23 protein-coding genes and 1 pseudogene are annotated in these 21,513 nt (G+C 69.5%); 13 read left to right on the forward strand and 11 right to left on the reverse strand.

The features are described 5' to 3' along the window. The first annotated feature begins 8 nt into the window (after nt 1-8). The 5 genes and pseudogenes from ACIQU4_RS03390 to ACIQU4_RS03410 all read left to right on the forward strand — a co-directional run. Nucleotides 9-1,163: an ABC transporter permease gene (locus ACIQU4_RS03390; protein ID WP_403725975.1), complete on the forward strand. Its 1,155-nt coding sequence runs from the start codon at nt 9-11 to the stop codon at nt 1,161-1,163. Beyond that, on the forward strand, nt 1,139-1,498 hold the full coding sequence (locus tag ACIQU4_RS03395) for a hypothetical protein (protein WP_403725157.1): 360 nt from the start codon (nt 1,139-1,141) through the stop codon (nt 1,496-1,498). Before ACIQU4_RS03390 ends, ACIQU4_RS03395 begins: the two co-directional genes overlap by 25 nt. 10 nt (nt 1,499-1,508) lie before the next feature. After that, a complete protein-coding gene (locus ACIQU4_RS03400) occupies nt 1,509-1,964 on the forward strand; it encodes a hypothetical protein (protein WP_403725159.1) in 456 nt (151 codons plus the stop codon). Between the two features lie 156 nt (nt 1,965-2,120). Beyond that, nucleotides 2,121-2,645, forward strand: coding sequence for a hypothetical protein (locus tag ACIQU4_RS03405; protein WP_403725161.1), 525 nt, complete (start codon nt 2,121-2,123; stop codon nt 2,643-2,645). A 58-nt stretch (nt 2,646-2,703) separates the two neighbouring features. Beyond that, nucleotides 2,704-3,006: pseudogene (locus ACIQU4_RS03410) on the forward strand (FtsX-like permease family protein); the annotation flags it as partial. Between the two features lie 77 nt (nt 3,007-3,083). Here the strand turns inward: ACIQU4_RS03410 and ACIQU4_RS03415 are convergent. Further along, complete coding sequence (locus tag ACIQU4_RS03415; RefSeq protein WP_385580032.1) at nt 3,084-4,031, reverse strand: hydrogen peroxide-inducible genes activator; 948 nt, start codon at nt 4,029-4,031, stop codon at nt 3,084-3,086. Between the two features lie 144 nt (nt 4,032-4,175). On the opposite strand from ACIQU4_RS03415, the gene ACIQU4_RS03420 reads away from it, so the two are divergent. From ACIQU4_RS03420 to ACIQU4_RS03430, 3 genes are all read left to right on the forward strand, one after another. After that, nucleotides 4,176-4,787: a hypothetical protein gene (locus ACIQU4_RS03420; protein ID WP_403725162.1), complete on the forward strand. Its 612-nt coding sequence runs from the start codon at nt 4,176-4,178 to the stop codon at nt 4,785-4,787. A gap of 187 nt (nt 4,788-4,974) precedes the next feature. Further along, nucleotides 4,975-5,529, forward strand: a complete 555-nt coding sequence (locus ACIQU4_RS03425) for a peroxiredoxin (protein WP_403725163.1) — start codon at nt 4,975-4,977, stop codon at nt 5,527-5,529. Nucleotides 5,530-5,532: 3 nt separating this feature from the next. After that, complete coding sequence (locus tag ACIQU4_RS03430) at nt 5,533-6,072, forward strand: alkyl hydroperoxide reductase (RefSeq protein ID WP_403725165.1); 540 nt, start codon at nt 5,533-5,535, stop codon at nt 6,070-6,072. 72 nt (nt 6,073-6,144) lie between these two features. Here ACIQU4_RS03430 and ACIQU4_RS03435 read toward each other — a convergent pair whose 3' ends face one another. The 5 genes from ACIQU4_RS03435 to ACIQU4_RS03455 form a co-directional block, all read right to left on the reverse strand. Continuing rightward, nucleotides 6,145-6,828, reverse strand: coding sequence for a hypothetical protein (locus ACIQU4_RS03435; protein ID WP_403725168.1), 684 nt, complete (start codon nt 6,826-6,828; stop codon nt 6,145-6,147). Continuing rightward, nucleotides 6,812-8,236 (reverse strand): AI-2E family transporter, encoded by a 1,425-nt coding sequence (locus ACIQU4_RS03440; protein ID WP_403725171.1) that lies wholly within the window; start codon nt 8,234-8,236, stop codon nt 6,812-6,814. Before ACIQU4_RS03440 ends, ACIQU4_RS03435 begins: the two co-directional genes overlap by 17 nt. Before the next feature lie 108 nt (nt 8,237-8,344). Then, the gene (locus ACIQU4_RS03445; RefSeq protein ID WP_403725173.1) at nt 8,345-9,046 is read right to left on the reverse strand and encodes a transglycosylase SLT domain-containing protein; all 702 of its coding nucleotides are present in this window, start codon (nt 9,044-9,046) and stop codon (nt 8,345-8,347) included. 426 nt (nt 9,047-9,472) lie between these two features. Continuing rightward, nucleotides 9,473-10,789 (reverse strand): PhoH family protein, encoded by a 1,317-nt coding sequence (locus ACIQU4_RS03450; RefSeq protein ID WP_376018851.1) that lies wholly within the window; start codon nt 10,787-10,789, stop codon nt 9,473-9,475. A 318-nt stretch (nt 10,790-11,107) separates the two neighbouring features. Continuing rightward, complete coding sequence (locus ACIQU4_RS03455) at nt 11,108-11,869, reverse strand: isoprenyl transferase (RefSeq protein WP_403725175.1); 762 nt, start codon at nt 11,867-11,869, stop codon at nt 11,108-11,110. 128 nt (nt 11,870-11,997) lie between these two features. Here ACIQU4_RS03455 and mgrA point away from each other — a divergent pair, with 128 nt between their 5' ends. Continuing rightward, entirely contained in the window at nt 11,998-13,035 is a 1,038-nt protein-coding gene (gene mgrA / locus ACIQU4_RS03460; protein WP_403725177.1) for an L-glyceraldehyde 3-phosphate reductase, read from the forward strand. Between the two features lie 131 nt (nt 13,036-13,166). On the opposite strand, the gene ACIQU4_RS03465 is transcribed toward mgrA, so the two are convergent. Beyond that, a complete protein-coding gene (locus ACIQU4_RS03465) occupies nt 13,167-13,940 on the reverse strand; it encodes a prepilin peptidase (protein WP_403725180.1) in 774 nt (257 codons plus the stop codon). A 70-nt stretch (nt 13,941-14,010) separates the two neighbouring features. Between ACIQU4_RS03465 and ACIQU4_RS03470 the strand changes: the two genes are divergently transcribed. From ACIQU4_RS03470 to ACIQU4_RS03480, 3 genes are all read left to right on the forward strand, one after another. Then, nucleotides 14,011-14,388 carry a DUF192 domain-containing protein gene (locus tag ACIQU4_RS03470; RefSeq protein ID WP_403725183.1) on the forward strand — a complete coding sequence of 126 codons (378 nt, stop codon included), beginning with the start codon at nt 14,011-14,013 and terminating at the stop codon, nt 14,386-14,388. A gap of 59 nt (nt 14,389-14,447) precedes the next feature. Further along, entirely contained in the window at nt 14,448-15,065 is a 618-nt protein-coding gene (locus ACIQU4_RS03475) for an SMI1/KNR4 family protein (protein ID WP_403725185.1), read from the forward strand. 343 nt (nt 15,066-15,408) lie between these two features. Further along, the gene (locus ACIQU4_RS03480; RefSeq protein ID WP_403725188.1) at nt 15,409-16,695 is read left to right on the forward strand and encodes an ABC transporter substrate-binding protein; all 1,287 of its coding nucleotides are present in this window, start codon (nt 15,409-15,411) and stop codon (nt 16,693-16,695) included. A 224-nt stretch (nt 16,696-16,919) separates the two neighbouring features. Here ACIQU4_RS03480 and ACIQU4_RS03485 read toward each other — a convergent pair whose 3' ends face one another. From ACIQU4_RS03485 to ACIQU4_RS03500, 4 genes are all read right to left on the reverse strand, one after another. Next, on the reverse strand, nt 16,920-17,546 hold the full coding sequence (locus tag ACIQU4_RS03485) for a hypothetical protein (protein WP_403725190.1): 627 nt from the start codon (nt 17,544-17,546) through the stop codon (nt 16,920-16,922). A 91-nt stretch (nt 17,547-17,637) separates the two neighbouring features. Then, nucleotides 17,638-17,958 carry a nuclear transport factor 2 family protein gene (locus ACIQU4_RS03490; RefSeq protein WP_403725193.1) on the reverse strand — a complete coding sequence of 107 codons (321 nt, stop codon included), beginning with the start codon at nt 17,956-17,958 and terminating at the stop codon, nt 17,638-17,640. Between the two features lie 118 nt (nt 17,959-18,076). Next, on the reverse strand, nt 18,077-18,904 hold the full coding sequence (locus ACIQU4_RS03495; RefSeq protein WP_403725978.1) for a polysaccharide deacetylase family protein: 828 nt from the start codon (nt 18,902-18,904) through the stop codon (nt 18,077-18,079). A 294-nt stretch (nt 18,905-19,198) separates the two neighbouring features. After that, the gene (locus ACIQU4_RS03500; RefSeq protein ID WP_403725196.1) at nt 19,199-20,788 is read right to left on the reverse strand and encodes an MDR family MFS transporter; all 1,590 of its coding nucleotides are present in this window, start codon (nt 20,786-20,788) and stop codon (nt 19,199-19,201) included. Between the two features lie 117 nt (nt 20,789-20,905). On the opposite strand from ACIQU4_RS03500, the gene ACIQU4_RS03505 reads away from it, so the two are divergent. Then, nucleotides 20,906-21,484, forward strand: a complete 579-nt coding sequence (locus tag ACIQU4_RS03505; protein WP_403725199.1) for a TetR/AcrR family transcriptional regulator — start codon at nt 20,906-20,908, stop codon at nt 21,482-21,484. Nucleotides 21,485-21,513 lie beyond the last annotated feature (29 nt).

Below are 21,513 nucleotides of genomic sequence, written 5' to 3' on the forward strand. Positions count from 1 at the left end.
TGGTCGCGGTGCTGGAACGTACCGGCGAGATCGGGCTGCGCCGCGCCCTGGGCGCCCGGGGTCGCCACATCACCAGCCAGTTCCTGACGGAGTCGGGAGCCCTGGGCAGTCTCGGTGGCCTGATCGGGACCTCGCTGGGTGTGCTCACCGTGGTCGTCGCATCCGTCGCCCGCAACTGGACCCCCGTCATCCACCCCGCGACGGTGGCGGCCGCTCCGGCCATCGGGCTGCTGACGGGCCTGGCGGCCGGCATCTACCCGGCCTGGCGGGCCAGCCGCATCCAATCCCGTGGAAGCACTCCGCCGCTGAGCCGTGCGGCAGTACGCGGCCGGCTGCCCCTCCCTGCTCGACCCCGAGCACATCGACCCCTTTGGCCGCCTCCTGTGGCCATGGACCTCAAAGGAGACCCATCCATGGATGAAAAGGTTCTCGCTGCCCAGAAATGGGTCAATGCCACCTACTACAAAGCGGGGATAACGCAGGTCGGCCTTGCGCCGGGGGACGGCAAAACCGGCTGGGGGACGATGTATGCGTTCACGCGCGCGCTCCAGCACGAGCTGGGCATCACGCCCGTCTCGAACAGCTTCGGCCCCACCACGCTGGCGAAGCTGGCCGAGCGCAACGACATCGGCCCCGGTGAGTCGAACGTCAACATCCGGAAGATCGTGCAGCACGCGCTGTTCTGCAAAGGCTACTGGGGTGGTGACGGCGAAGACACCTACGCGCTCGACACCTCGCGATCCGTGGTCGATCTCAAGAGCAACGCAGGCCTCGACTCGTCCAACGGCGCCGTGCAGCCCAAGGTCTTCAAGGCCCTGCTCAGCATGGATGCGTACGTTCTCCTCAGCGGCGGCTCCGAGAAGGTCCGCGATATCCAGCGGTGGCTGAACGGCCGGTACTTCAACAAGTCGACGTTCTACGTCGGTCCCTGTGACGGGATCTACTCGCGTGACGTGCAGACCGCGCTGATGAAGGCCATCCAGTACGAGATCGGCATTCCCGAAGCCCAGGTCACGGGCAACTTCGGCGAGGGGACCAAGGCCGGGCTGCGCAACCACACAGTGACCCCGGGTAACACCGGCGTCTTCGTGCAGCTTTTCTCCGCCGCCTGCGTGTTCAACGAAGCTTCGCCGACCTGGTGGAGGACGCGGACGGCTACCTGATCTCCGAGCGCGTCAGGCAGGAGAAAGCCACGAAGAGCATCGTCGACATCGTCCGTGAGCATTACGGCTCCAACGGTGGCAGCGCCCGGCGCTTCAAGAACTACTACACTCAGCGATTCGGCGGATCCATCTCCACGGCCGCCAGCCTGGCGCGCTACATGCTGACGATGGAGATCGACCCGGTGATTTCCACCGGTCGGGAGTATCTGATCAGCAGGAACGCCGGAGGAAACGGTTCCGTCCTGATGCCCTGGATGCTCCCCGGGGACCGTCTGGACAACTTCTGCAACGGCTTCGCCGACCAGTTGAAAGCGCGGGCCGACTCCGAAAGCTGAGTGACCTCTCATGAGTAACGCCACCGTAGTATTCGGCCCCGTGGTTCTGGTCATCGCGCTGCTGGTGATCGCGGTCTTGGGGGCCCGTGCGTACAGCCTGCGGAGCAGGAGGCCTGTGAACCCGGGGGAAGGGCGAGCACCTCGCAGCGGTCCCACGATCTGGGTCAAGGGTCTGGCGCTGAGCGTCGCCGTGGCCGTCCCGACCTTCCTCACGGGGGCCATTGCCGGCTTCGCGCAGGTAGGAGAGACGTGCGGCCTAGAGGTCGGGCGCTCGCGCGCGGATTCCGTGCGCGCGACGGGCTTCCCGCTGTCCAAGCTCTGTACCTGGGATGACGGGATGACGCACGACCTGGTGCCGTTCTGGGTCAATCCAGTGCTCTACCTGTGCGCCGCGGCCGCGGCGGTCTGCGTCTTCATGGCGCTGCGTGCGGCAATCAAGAACAAGAAGGAGCTTGTCCATGACTGACCCCTCCATCCCCGCCCGGAACATCGGCCGGCGTCGGATTCTCGTCTCGGGCCTCGGCATCGCCGGTGCGGCAACCTCCTTGGCGGTACCGCCGAGGCTGCCGACGCAAGGGGCTCGAAGTGGAAGAAGAAGACTTCGGCGAACGGCTGGCCCGTCGTGCAGACGACCGGCACGTACCCCGTCGAAGGGGCGGGCGCCCTGACCGTCTCCGTCCTGGACGGCGACATCGCCACGGTGTTCCTCCACGTGATCCGCCGGTACCACTACGAAATCGCCCGGCTGGAAAAGGGCGAGATGACCGGTCACACGACGCGGCACACCGTGGCGCAGGCCTACGAGAGCAACTACCTCTCGGGCACGGCCATTGCGATCCGGCCGGAGATGTATCCCACGGGCGCCAGGAACGGGTTCTTCGCCGAGGAGCTGACGCTCGTACGGGACATCCTCGCCGACTGTGAGGGTGTGGTGCGCTGGGGCGGCGACGAGTCAACTCCCAAGGAGAGCCACTTCGAGATCGCCGTCGGGCCCCGCGACCCGCTGCTCGGCCAGGTCGCCAAGAAGATCGCGGCATGGACCCTATCCCCGGCCGCAGGTGCAGGCGCGACCGACGCCACGGCTGCTCCGCGTCTGCGGGCGGCCGACGCCCTCAAGCGCCGCCAGAAGGCGTCCCGCTCCTCGTAACGGGAACCGGGTGGTTCTCCTGTGGGCTCTGGGCCCACAGGAGAACCACCCTTCACCGCTGCGCGACCGCAAGAAGCTGCTGGCCGCGCTGGTCGCCTTCGGTACGAAGCGCTCCACGCTCAGCCTGTCGGTGCTGTGGCAGACAGCCATCCCGATCGGCCTGGGCCTGGGACTCGCCACCCTGGTCGGGCTGACCCTGGGCACCGTGCTGATGCGGATGGCCGCCGTTCCGGTGCGCGTCGACTGGACCTCGGTCGCCTCGATGATCGGCATGGGCGCGGGGGTGGCCGTCACGGTGACCCTGCTCAGCCTGCCGCCGCTGCTGCGGCTGATGCGTCCGGACGGCCTGCGCACGGAGTAGCGCCGAGCGCGCGCGAGTCCGTACGTACGCCCCCTCCCGTACGCCCCTCCTGTACGCCCCTCCCGCAGGCGCCCGCCCTACTCGGCCGGCCACACCGGGAGCGGGCGTACGGCTTCGCGCAGGGCGCCCGCGATGGCCCGGAACTCCTCCTGGCGGGCCGTGCCCGTCCGCATGGCCAGCGCGATCCGCCGCGAGGGCGCGGGCTCGGCGAAGTACCCGGTGGCCAGGTACTCGTTGCGGGCGGTCTCCAGCCGCAGCGCGGTGCGCGGCAACAGGGTCACGCCCAGTCCCCCGGCGACCAGCTGTACGAGGGTGGACAGCCCGGCGGCGGTGGTGGTGACGGCCGCCCCGTCGGGCCGGCCCGCCTCGCGGCAGATGTCCAGGGCCTGGTCGCGCAGGCAGTGCCCCTCGTCGAGCAACAGCAGCTGCAGGCCCCGCAGTTCCTCGCGCGGGATGTCCCGGCGCCCGGCGAGCGGGTGCTCCCGGGGCGCGAGGAGGACGAAGTCCTCGTCGAAGACGGGCAGTTCGGTGACCCCGGGGACGCCGAGCGGCACGGCGAGCAGCAGCAGGTCGAGCCGCCCGCCGGCCAGCCCCTCCAGCAGCGAGGAGGTCTGCTCCTCGTGCACCTGGAGGTCCATCCGGGGATAGCGGCGGTGGAACAGCCCGAGCACGGTCGGCAGCAGGTACGGGGCCACCGTGGGGATCACCCCGAGCCGCAGGATCCCGGTGAACGGGGCCCGTACGGCCTCGGCCTCCTCCAGCAGCCCGCCCATGGCGTCGAGTACCGTCCGGGCCCGGGCCGCGATCCGCTCGCCCGCCGGGGAGAGCAGCACCTTGCGGGTGGTGCGCTCCAGCAGTTGGACGCCGAGGGCCTCCTCCAGCGCGGAGACGGCGCCGGAGAGCGCCGGCTGGCTCATGCCGATCGCCGCGGCGGCGTCCCGGAAGTGCAGGTGTTCGGCGACGGCCGCGAACGCGCGCAGCTGTGCGAGCGTCGCCTGCTTCGCTCCCCTGTTGCCGAGTGCCACTGATAGGTACCTCCGATCACCCGCCACCAGACTAGCTCCGGCGGCCACCCCCGAACCCCTGCGCGCTGCGGGCCGCCCTGCCCCGCGTGAGAGCGGAAGGAGGGTAGGAATGGCCCGGCCACGGGCTTCGCCCGGGAGGCAATCATGATGAACCGGCTCGTTCGAATCGCCGTCCTGGCCCCGCTGGCGGCCTCACCGCTGGTCCTGGGTCCGACGGTGCCGCGGCCCACCCCGCGGCGGCGGCACGACACCCTTGCGGTCACGAGCGACAACGGCTCCAGCGTCCCTGCCGCCAAGGTCACCGCCGGCAGCGTCCGGGTCTCCGCCCTGGCCCCGGGCCACTACACGGTCGGCGGTGTCGCGTGCACGGGCGGAGCGGAGCCCGCCAAGGACGGTACGGGTACGGACACGGGTGCGGACGCGAAGGCCCAGTACGACAAGGGCTTCCAGAAGGGGTTCCAGGCGATCAGGGCGAGCTGCACCGCCGAACCGCCGAAGACCCTGGGCCAGGTCGACCCCAACTGGCAGAAGGGCTACGACAGCGGCGCGGCACTGGCCGCCAAGACGTTCTGCGGCGGCAAGCAGGACGGGCAGACGGGCACCTCCGAGTACGACAAGGGCCACAAGCTCGGCTACGACACCACCAAGGCCACCTGCCAGACCGCTCCGCCGAAGACCGCCGTGGCACCCGACCCCGAATGGACCCGCGGCTACAACGAGGGCGCCACGAAGGCCGCGGCCGAGTTCTGCAAGTAACTGTCACCGAACCGATCACTGTGCGTCGCTCTTTGCGCGTACGGGCGCATTGATAGGGAAGACTGATCAGCGGGACCGCTGTTTGCGATTTCCGCGATCAATGCTGACTGTGCCAGCATGTGAGACCGTCCAACCCCCTCAGGGAAGTCCCCAAAAGGGACATCTTCCCGTCTCGCAAGGAGAGCACGTGCTCACTGTCGGCGACAAGTTCCCCACCTACGATCTGACCGCTTGCGTCTCGCTCGAAGCCGGCAGCGAGTTCGCCCAGATCGACCACAAGACCTACGAGGGCAAGTGGCGCGTGGTGTTCTTCTGGCCGAAGGACTTCACCTTCGTCTGCCCGACCGAGATCGCCGCTTTCGGCAAGCTGGACGAGGAGTTCCAGGACCGCGACGCCCAGATCCTCGGCGTCTCCGGCGACTCCGAGTTCGTCCACCACGCCTGGCGCAAGGACCACGCCGACCTGCGTGACCTGCCCTTCCCGATGCTGGCCGACTCCAAGCACGAGCTCATGCAGGCCTGCGGCGTGCAGGGCGAGGACGGCTTCGCGCAGCGCGCCGTGTTCATCGTCGACCAGAACAACGAGATCCAGTTCACGATGGTGACCGCCGGTTCCGTGGGCCGTAACCCCAAGGAGGTCCTGCGGGTCCTCGACGCCCTGCAGACCGACGAGCTGTGCCCCTGCAACTGGAACAAGGGTGAGGGCACCCTGGACGCCGGCTCGCTGCTGGCCGGTGAGTGACGGATGTCCCTCGACTCCCTCAAGTCCGCCATACCGGACTTCGCCAAGGACCTGAAGCTGAACCTCGGCTCGGTCGTCGGCAACCAGGCCACCCTCTCGCAGCAGCAGCTGTGGGGCACCGTCCTGTCCTGCGCGATCGCCGCCCGCTCCCCGCGCGTCCTGCGTGAGCTGGAGCCGGAGGCGAAGGCGGCCCTGTCGCCGGAGGCGTACACCGCCGCCAAGTCCGCGGCCGCGATCATGGCGATGAACAACGTCTTCTACCGCACCCGCCACCTGCTCTCCGACCCGGAGTACGGCACGCTGCGGGCGGGCCTGCGGATGAACGTCATCGGCAACCCGGGCGTGGAGAAGGTCGACTTCGAGCTGTGGTCGCTCGCCGTCTCCGCGATCAACGGCTGCGGCCAGTGCCTGGACTCGCACGAGCAGGTCCTGCGCAAGGCCGGCGTCGACCGCGAGACGATCCAGGAGGCCTTCAAGATCGCCTCGGTGATCCAGGCCGTCGCGGTCACCCTCGACGCCGAGGCCGCCCTCGCCGCCGAGTAGTACGCACGGCCGTACGACCGAAGGACAGGACCCCCGCAGCCGTTCCCGGCCGCGGGGGTCCTGTCCTTCGGTTCACTTGCGCAGGAACGCCATCAGGGCGCGCATGTCCTCGACCATCGCCGCCTGGACGGCGTCCTCGTCCGGGTCCGGGGCGCCCTGCCCCCCGTACCACTGAACCGTGAGGCTGAAGGCGGCGCCCCCGTCGAGTACTTCGAGCCGTGAACCGCCGACCCGGCGGGTGAGCAGCGCCCGCTCGCCGAGCCCGGGGACCTGCTCCACGTCGCCGCCCGAACTCGCCATGCCCCCGATGCCCCCGAGGCCGGTGGGTCCGGCACCGAACTCCGTGCGGGGATCGGTCTTCTTGTGCAGCTGGACCAGCATCTCGGCCCCGTACGACAGGCGGCCCTCGACGTACGGGGCGCCGTGCGCGCAGTACGCCCAGTCGAGCGAGGGATGCTCTTCATGGCGCGCGTAGTCCCCGGTGAGCCGCGTGGTGGCCGCGGACACCGCGGTCAGCGGCACCTTGCACAGGTCCTCGACATGCCGGTACGCGATCTGCGGCGCGGGGTCGCCGAAACGATCCTGCGCCGCCATGACACCGGCCCAGACGGCCGAAGCCAGTACGGTCCCGCCCAGCGCCCATGACCAGGCCCTACGAGGCCCCCGTACGCCCTCGCGCGGGGTGTCGGGCTCCTCGGCCGCCGTGGGCGGCCGGCCGGTGCCCCACTCCCCTTCGAGCTCAGGCTCGCTGATCACGCCCGGCCTCCCGGAAGGCCTGCTCGACCGCCGTCGAGCCGTGCGGGCCGGGCCCGATCGGTGCGGCGCCCTGGAGGAGCTGGTCCCGGGAGTAGGCCCTCAGGTAGACGACCACCGTGTTGGTGACGGCGACCAGCGGGACCGCGACCACCGCGCCGCCGATGCCCGCGACCATGCCGCCCGCGGCGACCGACAGCACCACCGCGAGCGGGTGCACCCGTACCGCCCGGCCCAGGATGAAGGGCTGGAGCACGTGCCCCTCGATCTGCTGCACCGCCAGCACCACGGCCAGCACCAGCAGCGCGGTCCACGGCCCCTGGGTCACCAGGGCGACGACCACCGCGAGGGCGCCGGAGACCACCGCGCCGACGAGCGGGATGAACGCGAACAGGAAGATGAAGACGGCCAGCGGCACCGCCATCGGCACCTTGAGGAAGTAGATGCCGAGGCCGATGAAGATGGCGTCGATGAGCGCGACGAGCACCGTGCCGCGCACGTACGCCGTCAGCGTGCGCCAGGCGCGCGGACCGGCGCCCGCGACACCGGGGCGGGCGGCGGCCGGGACCAGGCCCTGCACCCACATCCAGATGCGCTTGCCGTCGTAGAGCAGGAACAGCGTCGAGAACATCGCGAGCAGGATGCCCGTGAGCACCTCGACGAGGACGGTCACGCCCTGGAGGCCGGCGGAGGTGATCTGCTCGGTGTTGGTGCCGATGGTCTCGCTGAGGTTCTTCGCGATGTCGTTGATCTGCTTCTCGGTCACGTGGAACGGACTGTCCAGTGCCCAGAGTTTGAGCTCGTTGATGCCGTCACGGACCCGGGCGGAGAGGTCGTCGAGGTTCTCCATGACCTGCCAGACCACGAACCAGCCGACCAGCCCGATGACCACGAACCCGAGGATCGCGGTGACGGCGGTGGCGAGTCCGCGCGGCAGGCCGAGGCGGCGCAGCCGGACCACGAAGGGCTGGAGCAGCGCGGTGACGAGCAGGGCGGCGGCGAAGGCGAGCACGACCAGGCGGACTTCGCTGATCACCTTCATCACGACCCAGAGCATCCCGGCGAGCAGCAGGAGCCGCCAGCTGACCTCGGCGGCGACCCGCATGCCCCACGGGACGACGCTCACCGGGTCGGGGCGCCCGCGCAGGGCGGGCGGGTGCGGGAGGTGGCCGTGCTGCTCGGCGGACGTGCCGGGTGCCGGGGCGGACGCCGGGGCCGGAGTCGCCGGGGGATGCGCAGCGGCGCCCGCGCCCACGGGGGCAGCGCCGGCCGTGCCGGCAGCGGTGACCGGGACCGCGGCAGCCGCGCCGATGCTCTCCGCCTCGACCTCGGCACGCCGCGCCTGGAGCCGCGCCTCCACCCGGCTCAGCCTGTTCCCGAGCCGGCCGATCCAGCCTGCCCTCTTCGCCATGTCTTTCCCTTCCCCCCGCCCGTGGACACACCTCGCAAGACCGTACACGCGACGAGCCCCGCACCGTAGGACGGTGCGGGGCTCTTCGAGGTTGAGCGGAGGCGGGCTCTAGTACCAGCCGTTGGCCTGGTGGAAGCTCCAGGCCGCGCACGGGCTGTGGTAGCGCTCGTTCATGTAGTTGAGGCCCCACTGGATCTGGGTGGCCGGGTTGGTCCGCCAGTCGTCGGAGACCGAGGACATCTTCGAACCCGGGAGCGCCTGGACCAGACCGTACGCGCCCGAGGACGAGTTCACGGCCTTGTAGTTCCAGGTGGACTCCTCGTTGATGATGTTCGAGAAGCACTGGAACTGACCGGCCGGGACGATCTGCCGGGCGATGTCCTTGACCTGGGCGACCGTGTAGGAGCTCTGGACGGCGAAGTCGCCGGCGCTGCGCGCCGCGGAGCGGGAGGCGATCTGCTCCTTCTCCTCGCGGTCCTTCTTCGCCTTCTCGTCGGCGGCCTTCTGCGCCTCGGCCTTCTTGGACTTGGCGTCCTCGGCGGCCTGGATGCGGGCGGCTTCCTCGGCGACACGCTTGGCGTCGGTGTCGGCGCCCTGGGCGATGGCGTCGGCCTGCTGCGTCAGGGACGCGTTCTGGACCTGCGCCTGCTCGCCGACCGGGATGTCGGTGAGGAGGGTCGCCCCGGACGCGGTGGTCTCGAGATCGTTCGAGGCGGCGGGGTCGCCAGTGGCAACGCCCACGACTGCGCCAACGGTGGTGACTGCGGTGGCCGAAGCCACAGCGAATCCCCGGACCGAGATCCGGCTCACACGGTGTCCTTCCAGCAGCGTCCGCAGTGACCGGGCGGGCGCAATAGTGCCCCTCGACACTGGCCTCCGTGGTTCTGTGATCACTGGAGGCGCGGGCCCGTGGGCAACTCCCTTGCGGGGGCTGCCGCGTGATGACTCGGGCGGCATACGGCGAACGACTCTGGAGTTGTGGTGCAGCGCGCACCTCCCGTCGTAGTAACGGGAGATACAGATGTGCCGTATGCGGGGCCTGACGGAAAACAGACTCTGCCGGACCCCGACACCGCAAGGCAATTCTCCATTGCGTGTGAAAGGTCACACCTGGCATGTTGCCGTTGGTTTCCCCAAAGGCCTGTGCAGCACGACGCCGCCCGGCTAGGCTCTCGGGCCTTCGCCGGGCGGCGCCAACTCGCTTTCCCGCTATGGGGTTTTTGCCCCCGTGCTCGGCTACAGCGATTCGAGCATCTCGGTCACCAGCGCGGCGATCGGCGAGCGCTCGGAGCGGTTGAGCGTGACGTGCGCGAAGAGCGGATGCCCCTTCAGCTTCTCAACGACGGCGACCACTCCGTCGTACCGGCCGACCCGAAGATTGTCCCGCTGGGCGACATCGTGGGTCAGAACGACCCGCGAATTCGCACCGATCCGGGACAGAACGGTCAGCAGCACATTGCGCTCCAGCGACTGCGCCTCGTCCACGATCACGAAGGCGTCGTGCAGCGAGCGCCCGCGGATGTGCGTGAGCGGCAGGACCTCCAGCATCCCCCGGTTCAGCACCTCCTCGATGACCTCGCGCCCGGCCACCGCCGAGAGGGTGTCGAAGACCGCCTGCGCCCAGGGGCTCATCTTCTCGGACGCGTCCCCGGGCAGGTAGCCGAGGTCCTGGCCGCCCACCGCGTACAGCGGCCGGAAGACCATCACCTTCTGGTGCTGCCTGCGCTCCAGCACCGCCTCCAGGCCCGCGCACAGCGCCAGCGCCGACTTTCCGGTGCCGGCCCGGCCGCCCATGGAGATGATGCCGATCTCCGGGTCGAGCAGCAGGTCCAGGGCGATGCGCTGCTCGGCGCTGCGGCCGTGCAGCCCGAAGGCCTCGCGGTCGCCCCGTACGAGCCTCACGTTGCCGTCCGGCGTGACCCGGCCCAGGGCCTTGCCGCGTTCGGACTGGAGGACCAGCCCGGTGTGCACCGGCAGTTCGGCGGCCTCCGGTACGTACAGCCGCTCCTCGGAGTAGAGCAGGTCGATCTGCTCCCCGGACAGCGCGAGCTCGCTCATGCCGGTCCAGCCGGCATCGGTGATCGCGAGCTCCGCCCGGTACTCCTCGGCGAGCAGCCCCACGGAGGAGGCCTTGATGCGCAGCGGGAGATCCTTCGAGACGACCGTGACGTCGTAGCCCTCGGCCTGGAGATTGCGGGCGACCGCGAGGATCCGCGAGTCGTTGTCCCCCAACCGGAAGCCGGCCGGCAGGACACCGGGGTCGGAGTGGTTGAGCTCGACACGGAGGGTGCCGCCGAGATCGCCCAACGGGATGGGGGCGTCGAGGCGACCGTAGCGAACCCGGAAGTCGTCGAGCAGGCGCAGGGCCTGACGGGCGAAGTAGCCGAGTTCGGGATGGTGCCTCTTTGCCTCCAGCTCGGTGATCACCACGATCGGGAGCACGACCTCGTGCTCGTCGAAGCGCGTGATCGCGTTGGGGTCTGCCAGCAGGACGCTGGTGTCGAGGACGTAGGTCCGCCTGTCGGGCAGGCGGCGCTTTGTGCTGGTCACCACGGAAGGACGTACCCCCTCGGAAGAGGTCGGGCCATGAAGACCGGACCGGTCATCGGCACCCCTGCGGGGCCGATTTCCGGCCCTCCCACTCCGTCCGTGCGAACCGCACGTGCGTCCTGGTGCAAAGGGCCTCCCGGGCGGACGACCCCATGTCGCCCGCTGAGACTCGACACCCGTGGACCGGGCATCGACCTGAAAGGGATATTCCCCGATCAGGCCCGGCCATGCCATGGCATATGACGGACGCTCGGTGAATCCCTGGTGAAGGCCTTGCAGGGGGGACGGCCGGGGCCGAGGGGGCGTCAGCCCGCCCGGCCCTCAGGCTCCGTAGCGCCGGTGACGGGCGGCGTAATCGCGCAGTGCCCGCAGGAAGTCGACCTTGCGGAAGGCCGGCCAGAACACCTCGCAGAAGTAGTACTCCGAGTGCGCGCTCTGCCACAGCATGAATCCGGACAGCCGCTGCTCACCGCTGGTGCGGATCACGAGGTCCGGGTCGGGCTGGCCGCGCGTGTAGAGGTGCTCGGCGATGTGGTCGATGTCGAGGATCTCGGCGAGCTCCTCGAAGGAGGTGCCCTTCTCCGCGTGCTCCAGCAGCAGCGAGCGGACCGCGTCGGCGATCTCCTGGCGGCCGCCGTAGCCGACGGCGACGTTGACCAGTATCCCGTCCACGTCGTGGGTGGCCTGTTCGGCCTCCTTGAGCACGGACTGGGTCCGCGCGGGCAGGATGTCGAGGTTGCCCACGTGGTGGACGCGCCAGCGGCCGTCCGCGGCGAGGCCCCGAACGGTGTTCTCGATGATGTTGAGCAGCGGGCGGAGCTCGACCTCCGGCCGGTCCAGGTTGTCCGTGGACAGCATCCACAGGGTGACGACCTCGACGTCCGTCTCGGTGCACCAGCCCAGCATCTCGGAAATCTTGTCGGCCCCCGCCTGGTGGCCCTGCTCCGTCGTACCTCCGGACGCCTTCGCCCAGCGCCTGTTCCCGTCCAGGATCACGCCGATGTGCTTGGGCGACGCGTCATGGTCGAGGCGGCCTTCCACCCGGCGTGCGTAGAGCCTGTACACCAGGTCGCGCAGCTTCACGATCTTCGAGCCCCTCCGTGCAATGCCCCCGTGCGAATTGCGGTCCCTCCCCCGGTCCGCCACATTACTGCGCGGCGGGATCTGGTACCCAACTCGGTCTGTCACAAGTCCGTGATAGGGAGGACAACGTGACTGATAACAATCCCTATCGGGCAGAGCCCTCGCGCTACGACTCCATGGAGTACCGGCGCACCGGCCACAGCGGCCTCAAGCTCCCTGCCATCTCCCTCGGCCTCTGGCACAACTTCGGCGACGACAAGTCCCTGGAGTCCCAGCGGGCGATCTTGCGCCGGGCCTTCGACCTCGGCGTCACCCACTTCGACCTGGCGAACAACTACGGCCCGCCCCCCGGCTCGGCCGAGCTGAACTTCGGGAAGCTCTTCGCGCAGGACTTCGCCCCGTACCGCGACGAGCTGATCCTCTCCACCAAGGCCGGCTACTTCATGCACGAGGGGCCGTACGGCGAGTGGGGCAGCCGCAAGTACCTGATGAGCTCGCTCGACGCCTCGCTGAAGCGCATGGGCGTGGACTACGTCGACATCTTCTACTCGCACCGCTTCGACCCGGAGACCCCGCTGGAGGAGACCATGGGCGCGCTCGCGTCCGCGGTCCAGCAGGGCAAGGCGCTCTACGTGGGTGTGTCCTCGTACACGGCCGAGCAGACGGCGGAGGCGGCGCGGATCCTGCGCGAGATGGGCATCCGGCCGCTCATCCACCAGCCCTCGTACTCCATGATCAACCGCTGGACGGAGGAGGACGGGCTGCTGGACACCCTGGAGGAGGCCGGCATGGGCTGCATCTCCTTCGCGCCGCTCGCGCAGGGACTGCTGACCGGCAAGTACCTGAAGGGCATCCCGGAGGGCTCCCGGGCGGCCGCGGGCAAGTCCCTGAACCCGGACCTGCTGTCGGAGGACGTGGTCCGTCGCCTGGCCGGCCTGAACGAGATCGCGGCGCGCCGCGGGCAGTCGCTGGCGCAGCTGGCGCTGAACTGGGTGCTCCGGGACGAGCGGATGACCTCGGCGCTGATCGGCGCTTCGAGCGTGTCCCAGCTGGAGCAGAACGTGGCGGCGCTGGGCGGTGCGCCGCTGTCGGAGGAGGAGCTGAAGGAGATCGACTCCTTCGCGGTGTCCACCCCCGGCACGAACATCTGGGCCCAGCGCGGCTGACCTGCGCTTTTGCGCGCGGGGTGGTGGAAACAAAAAACGGGCCGGTCCGTGGGGGGGATACGGACCGGCCCGAGGGGGGGGTTCCACCATAACCCTTCGTAAAGCCTGATGCGTGCATTGGCGCAAGATGATTACGCTCCGAAACCGCCCAGCAGCACTCCGGTGAGGGCTCCGGCGGCCATGAAGGGGCCGAACGGGAACGCCGTCCGGCGGTCTCCGCGGCCCCGCAGCACAAGGGCGAGCCCGTACAGGGCGCCGTAGAGGAACCCCAGGAAGGCTCCGGCGGCCCATACCCCCCAGCCGTACCACCCAAGAGTGACCCCGAGCGCGAGCGCCAGCTTGACGTCGCCGAAGCCCAGGCCGGCGGGGTTGAGGAGGAAGAGCAGGAGGTACGCCCCGGCGAGCGCGCCCCCGCCGATCAGCGCCCCCGTCCAGGACCCGCCGGCGCCGGGTACGAGGGCCGCGCCCCCGAGCCCGGCGGCGAGGGCTCCGGCGAGGGGGAGGGTCAGCACATCGGGCAGCCGCTGCACGGCGAGGTCCACGATCCCGAGCAGGAGCAGCACCGGCACCGCCGCAACGAACACGACCCCCTCGGGCCGACCGCCACCGGCCCACGCCAGCCCCCCGCACACCACCCCGGCGATCCCGGCGATTCCGGCGGCCCACCCGGGGCCCACTCCGTACGTATGGCGAGGGCGGGCGGAGGGGCGGGCGAAGGGACGGGCGGGCGCGGCGTCGCGGCAATGGGGCAGGCCCAGCCAGCCGGCGATGGGGTGGCCCTCCGGGCAGCGGTCGCGCCACACGGCGTCCGGCTCGACCGACAGGCGGTACGCCGCCCGCGGCAGCAGCAGCCCCGCGGCCACGCCGTAGGCGACCGCGACGGCGGTGATCACGAACAGGCCCATCCGCCGACCGTAGGCGCAGACACCGGCACCTGCATGGGCCCTGGGGCCCAACCACCCCTACCCTGCCGCCATGACCACCAGCAACGGCCTTCTCCGGCTCGGGCCGGACCTGCCGCCGGTACCCCTGGAGATCGCGGCCTCCTACCGCGCCCGCACCCGCGGGCTCCTCGGCCGCGACGGCATACCCGGCGCCGCCCTGCTCCTCACCCCGGCCGGCAGCGTGCACACGTTCCGGATGCGGTTCGCGATCGACGTGGCGTACCTCGACCGCCGCCTGCGCGTCATCGCCCTGACCACCATGCCCCCGAACCGCCTCGGCCTCCCCCGGCTCCGCTCCCGGCACGTCCTGGAGGCCGAGGCCGGCGCCATGGCCGCCTGGGGCCTGCGCGTGGGGACCCGGCTGGACATCGAGGGACCGGGCGACCTGACCCGTCTCAGCCGCCGCTAGGCTCCGCGCGAGGACGGCGGTAGGTTGGGGCGGTTGAGCTGGGGTCTCAGGGGAGCGGCATGACGGAGAACGCGCGGATCAAGGCGCTGGAGCAGATCATGCCGGCGACGCACGGCGCCGACGAGGACATCGACTGGCCGGCTGCCGAAGCCGCTTGGCGCACCCGGTTCCCGGCCGATTTCATCGCCTTCATGGGCCGCTTCGGCGCCGGCTCCATCAACGGCGAGGCCAGCATCCTCCTCCCCCTCCCCAAGCCCGGTCTCCAGTGGGACCCGGCCGAGATGGGCGAGGAGACCGCCAACGCCCGCCAGCTCTGGGCGGCGGAGGGCGGCCGGGCCGCCTTCGGCGTCGACCCCGAGTCGATCATCGCGTGGGGGGTCACCGGCGGCTCCGACATCCTCTGCTGGCTCACCTCCGACCCCGATCCGGACCGCTGGCCCGTCCTGGTGGTCGGCCGGCACACCGCCGACGCCTTCGCCGTGTACCCGTACGGCATGGCGGAGTTCCTGTACCGGCTCTGCTCCGACGAGTTCGACGTGAGCCCGGTCAGCATCACCTTCTGGGACGGCGGGCACCTCAGCTTCGTGCACTGGCGCAAGGCCCAGCGCCGCTGGCAGGAGGGCCGCAACCCCGAGACGGGCGAGCCCGACCCGTACGCGGGCGAGTTCGCCGACTGAGCGCCGGGCCGCACCGCTTCGCGCTGACCTGAGCTGACCCGAGCCGACCTGAGCTCAGCTGACCTGAGCTGACCTGATCCGACCCCCCGACCCGTTCCACAGCCCCAATGGGCCGGAATCGGGCCATTCGGCATGTCTACGCGCGTCCGATTTGTTGATCACATATCGGAAAACACCAGCCGGAAAACCCGCACTTGGAGCATTGACCACAAGTTCCGCCCCAATGGAATCAATCGCCCCCACACAGGAGAGAATTCCGGCCAACGGGCCACGGACGGACACCCCAGCCCGGAGCAACTCATAAGTAGTAACGGGACTCAAAGAAATTCAGGGGAATACACCCGTGCAACGAAGAATCTTCGGCCCGAGTGCGACCGCGGCCGTGCTCGGTCTGCTGATACCACTGTCCGGATGCGGCGATTCAGGCAACAGTGCAGGTGACAGCGGTACGCTCCACCTGGTCGCCGCGGAATACGGGGACACCCAGGCCACCAGTTCCAAGGCCTTCTGGGACAAGGTGACGGAGGATTTCACCAACACCAACCCCGGCATCAAGGTCGAGGTCCAGCTCCTGCCCTGGGCCGACATCGACCGCGAGGTCTCCCGTATGGTCAAGTCCGGCAATGCGCCGGACATGGCCCTCATGGGCTCGTACTCGGACTTCGCGGCGCAGGACAAGCTCTATTCCGCGGACGAACTCCTCTCGGTCACCGCCGAGGCGAACTTCCTCCAGCCGCTGGCCGAGGCCGGCTCGGTCGGCAACACCCTCTACGGCCTGCCCTGGGTGGCCAGCAGCCGGCTCCTCTTCTACAACCAGGGCCTCTTCAAGCAGGCCGGCGTCAGCGAGCCCAAGAACTGGTCCGACCTGAAGTCCGCCGCCAAGGCGCTCAAGGAGAAGGGCGTGAAGTACCCGTACGCCCTCCCCCTGGGCCCGGAGGAGGCGCACGCCGAGGCGATGATCTGGGAGCTCAGCAACGGCGGCGGCTACGCCGACAGCAGCGGCAACTACAACCTGGCCTCCGACCAGAACATCCAGACCTTCCGCTGGCTCAAGGACAACCTGGTCGGCCCCGGCCTGACCGGGCCCGTCCCGCCGTCCCAGCTCAACCGCGCCGACGCATTCGCCGCGTTCACCCGCGGCGAGGTCGGCATGCTGAACGGCTATCCGCAGCTCCTGCACGAGGCCCGCGCCAAGGGCATCGACGTCCGCACCGCGCCCATGCCGGTCTCGGACACCCTCGGCTCCGGGGAGAGCACGCCGGCCGTGGGCGTCGCCGACTGGATGATGGCGTTCAAGCAGCACGGCAAGCGCGTGGAGATCGGCAAGTTCCTGGACTTCATCTACCAGGACAAGAACCTGACGGACTTCGCGGGCCGCTACCACCTGCTGCCGTCGACCGTCTCGGCCTCCCGCAACCCCTCCGGCGGCGGCCTCGACAGCAACGACCAGTTCTTCCTGACCGCTCTGCGCGGTGCGCAGTTGTACCCGGTGAACGACCCGTCGTGGGTGATGGTCAGCGACACCATCAAGCGCAACATCGGCCGCGCCGTCGAGCCCAACGGCGACGCGAAGAACGTCCTGGAGGAGATCGCCGCCAAGGCGAACGAGGAGACCAGGAAGAGGCACTGACCGAAGCGGCACTGACTGCGGAAACTGCTGAAACTGCTGAACATCCCGTCCGACACGGGACTTTCGACCCTGTCGCACCCCACCCCGTGCGACAGAATGGCTGCTACGGCTCTTGATCCAAGGCCGCGGACCAGTCGCCGCCGACCACCCACAAGGTGCGCGGGGCGGCCGGCCCTCTCCCTCTTCTCCCCTCCCCCTCTTTCCTTCTTTCCCCCGCCTCAGGGTCAGACCTTGCCGTTCTCCGTCGAGAACGCCGTCCGGTACTGCTCGCAGCTGGAGTCCCAGCGCAGCGTGCCCGTGAGCGTCCCGTAGCCCGAGCGCGTGACCGACCACTCCACCGTGTACTCACCCGTGTCGCAGGCGATCCGCTTGCCGCCCGGGACCTTGGCGCGCCCCGTCGCCGGCCGGTCCGCCAGCTCCTGGTGCACCTCGACCGCCTTGGCGTGGTCCGAGGAGCGCCGCAGTACGGCGTGCACGACGATCGGGTGCTTGCCGTCCTTGGTGGTCACGGCCTTCTTCACCAGCGTCGAGTCCGACACCGCCCAGCCGAAGTCGAACGACGGCTGCCACGCGAGGGTCTTGGGGTCGGCGACCTTCCGCTCGTAGTCGGGGGCGCCCGAGGGGCCGGGGCGGGTGACCGTCTTGTACTGCACTCCGGGGTAGAGGCGGAACTGCCCTTCCACCTTGTGCATCTCGTCCTTGGTCCACTGCGACTTCATCGCCTTCTCGCCGCCGGCCGGGTCCTGGAGGTACGTGCCGTCCGCGGCGGTGGCGGCGGCCTGGCCGAGGACCGGGGCGAGGGCCGCCGCGGCGGTCGCGAGGGCGAGAACGGCGGTACGGGTGCGCTTCATGCCCGGCCCAACGGGGACCCGCGGCGGGCTGAAACGAGGCCGGGCGCGCTTTCACCCGTACGGGATCCGCGCGGACGACACGGGCGGCCGCTCAGGCCTGACCCGTCTCGAAGCGGCTGATGCGGCCGTCTTCGGTGACGAACCGCCAGGCGGTGCGCATCTCGCCCCAGGTGTCGTTGCGGTAGTCGACGATGAGGGCGAGGCCGCCGTCGGACTCCTTCTCGACGTCCATGTGCCCGCCGGAGGAGAAGATCTCCTTCTCGGCCCACTGAGCGATGTCCCGGTCCGAACCGTCGTCGGACATGGTCGCGCCCGGGGTGAGGACGGCTTGGAAGGCGCTGTTGTCGCCGGCGTTGACGGCGGTGACGAAGGCGCGGACGGTGGGGTCGGACAGCTGGTCCGGTGAGATCACGGGGGCCTCCTGGGGCGGTCGTACGGGCTCTCCCGTACGAGGGCTGCGTACGCGACCAGGGAACACCGCGGGCGGCGCCGGGGCGGCGACCTTCACCCGTTCGCCACCGGACGGCGTGTCAGGAGCCGTCCGGGGCGGTGCGGACGGGGAATCCGGTGGGGCGGCCCTGGTCCTTCAGCCAGTCCAGCACCTGGTCGAGGGCCACGACGGTCTGGGAGCGGTTGCCGCCGCCGTCGTGGAACAGGACGGTCGGGCCGTTGCCGATCTCGCGCTTGACCGCGTTGACGATGGCGGCGATGCCGGGCTTCCCGAAGTCCTTGGTGTCGACGTTCCATCCGAGCGGGCGCATGCCGTTCGCGGCGGCGATGCGGCGGCTGTCGGGGGTGAACGCGCCGCCGGGGGCGCGGTAGTACTCCACCTCGGCGCCGCCGCCCGCCGCGTCCTCGATCATCTTCTTCGCCTCCAGGATCTGCTGCTCCTGGTAGGCGACGGGCTTCTTGTCCATGGCCGTGTTGTGGTCCATGGTGTGGTCGCAGAGCCGGTGGCCGGCCGCGACGACACGCTTGACCAGGTCGGGGTGGGCCTTGGCCTGCGGTCCGATCATGCAGAAGGTCGCCTTCACGTCGTACTTCTTCAGTACGTCGAGGACCTTGGGGGTCCACTGGGGGTCCGGGCCGTCGTCGATGGTGATGTTGACAGCGTTGCCTCCGCTTTCGGAGGCGTGGGCTATGCCGTCGGGTATCCCTGACTGCGGAGCGCCGCCGTTCTTCGCGCCGTCGTCGGGGCTGCCCGTCCGGCGTGACACGTTCTCGTGCGCGGGCTGCTGTCCGGTCCCCTGGCCCGGTCCGACGAAGGTCGCCACTCCCCACACCGTCCCGGCCACCGCGGCGGCTGCCGCCGCGACGACCGCCCCGGCCCGGATGCCCTGCCTGTTCGCGCGCGCCATGAAGCCCATGAACCGTCCCCTCCCCGTCCGTTCCCCGTCCGTTCCTGTGTGCGCTCTGCCTTCCATGACGACCCGTGAAGCAGCCGGGTTCCCGCCAATTCCCCCATAAAATCCAGCTAATAGGACCTTGGTCCTTGATCCTCCCGATTTGGACCCCACCTGAAACGGGACGGAACCAGATCAACCTCCCCTGCATCACGCGTACTCGCCTACCCCACGAGCCACGTCTTCAGCCCATGAAAAAACCCGGCCCCGGCGGAAGATCCGCCGGGGCCGGGCTGGTGAACCGAGTGATCAGTGGGCGAGGGACGCCGCCTGGGACTGCGCCGCGTTGTCGTCGGCCGCGTCGTCGGCCTTGGCCGGACCCGCACCCCGCAGCGGGACCTCCTTGACGAACCAGGCCGCCACGAAGCCCAGTACGGCGACACACGCGCCGAGGAGGAACGCCGAGTGCGTACCGGCGGCGACCGCGTGCTGGTAGGCATCGCGGATCGTCGGCTCCAGCTTGGCCAGGCTGGCCGCGTCGAGCTGGGCCGAGCCCGCGGCCTTGGCGGCACCCGGACCCAGGCGGTCGGTCATGGTCTGGGTGACCTGGCTGGTGAACAGCGAGCCCATCAGGGCCACGCCGAACGAGCCGCCGAGCGTACGGAAGAGGGTGGCCGAGGAGGACGCGACGCCCATGTCCTTCATGTCCACGCTGTTCTGCGCGACCAGCATGGTGATCTGCATCAGGAAGCCGAGGCCGGCGCCGAGGATGGCCATGTAGACGCCGGACATCAGGCGGCTGGTGTCGGTGTCCATCTGGGCGAGCAGGAAGAGCCCCACGACCATGAGCGCGCCGCCGATGATCGGGAAGATCTTGTACTTGCCGCTGCTGGTGGTGACCCGGCCCGCGATCAGCGAGACGACCATCATCGAGAGCAGCATCGGCAGGAGCAGCAGGCCGGAGTTGGTGGCGGAGGCGCCCTGGACCGACTGCTGGAAGAGCGGGAGGTAGAGCACGCCGCCGAACATCGCGAAGCCGACGAGGAAGCCGATGACCGACATGAGCGTGAAGTTGCGGCTGCGGAAGATGTGCAGCGGCATGACCGGCTCGGCGGCCTTGGTCTCGGCGAAGAGGAAGGCGGCGATCGACAGGATGCCGACGGCGATCAGGCCGATGATCTGGCCGGAGCCCCAGGCGTACTCGGTGCCGCCCCAGGTCGTGACGAGCACGGTGGAGGTGATGGCGACGGTCAGGAGGGCCGCACCGAGGTAGTCGATCTTCGGCCGCTGCTCCCCGGTCTTCTTCGGCAGGTGCAGGACGGCGGTGACCATCGCGAGCGCGACGGCGCCGAGCGGCAGGTTGATGTAGAAGGACCAGCGCCAGCCCAGGTGGTCGGTGATGGTGCCGCCGACCAGCGGTCCGCCGATCATGGCGAGGGCCATCACGCCGGCCATCATGCCCTGGTACTTGCCGCGCTCGCGGGGCGGGATCAGGTCGCCGATGATCGCCATGACGCCGACCATCAGACCGCCGGCACCGAGGCCCTGGACGGCGCGGAAGCCGATCAGCTGGGCCATGTCCTGGGCCATGCCGCTGAGCGCGGAGCCGATCAGGAAGATCACGATGGAGGTGAGGAAGGAGCCCTTCCGCCCGTACATGTCGCCGATCTTCCCCCAGATGGGGGTGGAGGCGGCGGTGGCCAGCGTGTACGCGGTGACCACCCAGGAGAGGTGCTCCAGGCCGCCGAGCTCGCCGACGATCGTCGGCATCGCCGTACCGATGATCATGTTGTCGAGCATGGCGAGAAGCATTGCGATCATGAGAGCCATGAGGACGACACGGACGCTGCGCGGCTTCACCTCCTCGGAGGTCTCCGCCGCGTTTATGTTTTCAGCCATGTCACTCCCCGTTTACCCATGTGCTCCAGGCCCTTACTTGCCGCCCGGCTAGTTCACTACACTGGGGAAGGTAGACCCGTCACTAGCCGGGCGTCAAGTAAGTAGTTGGGGAGAGCCATGTCCAGCAGCAGTCCGCAGGCGCGCCGCGGCAACACGCGCCAGCGCATCCAGGACGTCGCACTGGAACTCTTCGCCGAGCAGGGGTACGAGAAGACGTCGCTGCGCGAGATCGCGGAGCGGCTTGAGGTCACGAAGGCGGCGCTGTACTACCACTTCAAGACCAAGGAAGACATCATCATCAGCGTCTTCGAGGACCTGACCAGGCCGATCGACGAGCTGATCGACTGGGCGAAGCAGCAGCCGCGGACGCTGGATATGAAGCGCGAGGTGCTGCGGCGCTACAGCGAGGCGATGGCGGCGGGCGCGCCGCTGTACCGCTTCATGCAGGAGAACCAGGCGACGATGCGGGAGCTGAGCATCGGCGAGACGGTCAAGCGCCGGCTGTTCACCCTGGTGGAGCTGTTGCGGACGGAGGACGGGCCGCTGACCGACCAGGTGCGGTGCGTGAGCGCATTGTTCACCCTGCACGCGGGGATGATGTTCCTCCAGCACGTGGAGGGCGACCCGGAGGAAACCCGCCTGGCGGCCCTGGAGGTCGCGACGGACCTCATCACCCAGGCCCACCAGGCGTCCTGAGCCCCACCGTTCACCCGATCCGGGGGTTT

This window comes from Streptomyces sp. NPDC090741, assembly GCF_044769045.1.
In the GTDB taxonomy this organism is placed as follows: domain Bacteria; phylum Actinomycetota; class Actinomycetes; order Streptomycetales; family Streptomycetaceae; genus Streptomyces.

What these genes read in the sequence shown, in the direction of transcription:
- ACIQU4_RS03400 (WP_403725159.1), top strand. Translation starts at nt 1,509, where the DNA reads ATGAGTAACGCCACCGTAGTATTCGGCCCCGTGGTTCTGGTCATCGCG.
- ACIQU4_RS03420 (WP_403725162.1), top strand. Translation starts at nt 4,176, where the DNA reads ATGATGAACCGGCTCGTTCGAATCGCCGTCCTGGCCCCGCTGGCGGCC.
- ACIQU4_RS03430 (WP_403725165.1), top strand. Translation starts at nt 5,533, where the DNA reads ATGTCCCTCGACTCCCTCAAGTCCGCCATACCGGACTTCGCCAAGGAC.
- ACIQU4_RS03440 (WP_403725171.1), bottom strand. Translation starts at nt 8,236, where the DNA reads ATGGCGAAGAGGGCAGGCTGGATCGGCCGGCTCGGGAACAGGCTGAGC.
- ACIQU4_RS03465 (WP_403725180.1), bottom strand. Translation starts at nt 13,940, where the DNA reads ATGGGCCTGTTCGTGATCACCGCCGTCGCGGTCGCCTACGGCGTGGCC.
- ACIQU4_RS03470 (WP_403725183.1), top strand. Translation starts at nt 14,011, where the DNA reads ATGACCACCAGCAACGGCCTTCTCCGGCTCGGGCCGGACCTGCCGCCG.
- ACIQU4_RS03475 (WP_403725185.1), top strand. Translation starts at nt 14,448, where the DNA reads ATGACGGAGAACGCGCGGATCAAGGCGCTGGAGCAGATCATGCCGGCG.
- ACIQU4_RS03485 (WP_403725190.1), bottom strand. Translation starts at nt 17,546, where the DNA reads ATGAAGCGCACCCGTACCGCCGTTCTCGCCCTCGCGACCGCCGCGGCG.
- ACIQU4_RS03495 (WP_403725978.1), bottom strand. Translation starts at nt 18,904, where the DNA reads ATGGCGCGCGCGAACAGGCAGGGCATCCGGGCCGGGGCGGTCGTCGCG.
- ACIQU4_RS03500 (WP_403725196.1), bottom strand. Translation starts at nt 20,788, where the DNA reads ATGGCTGAAAACATAAACGCGGCGGAGACCTCCGAGGAGGTGAAGCCG.
- ACIQU4_RS03505 (WP_403725199.1), top strand. Translation starts at nt 20,906, where the DNA reads ATGTCCAGCAGCAGTCCGCAGGCGCGCCGCGGCAACACGCGCCAGCGC.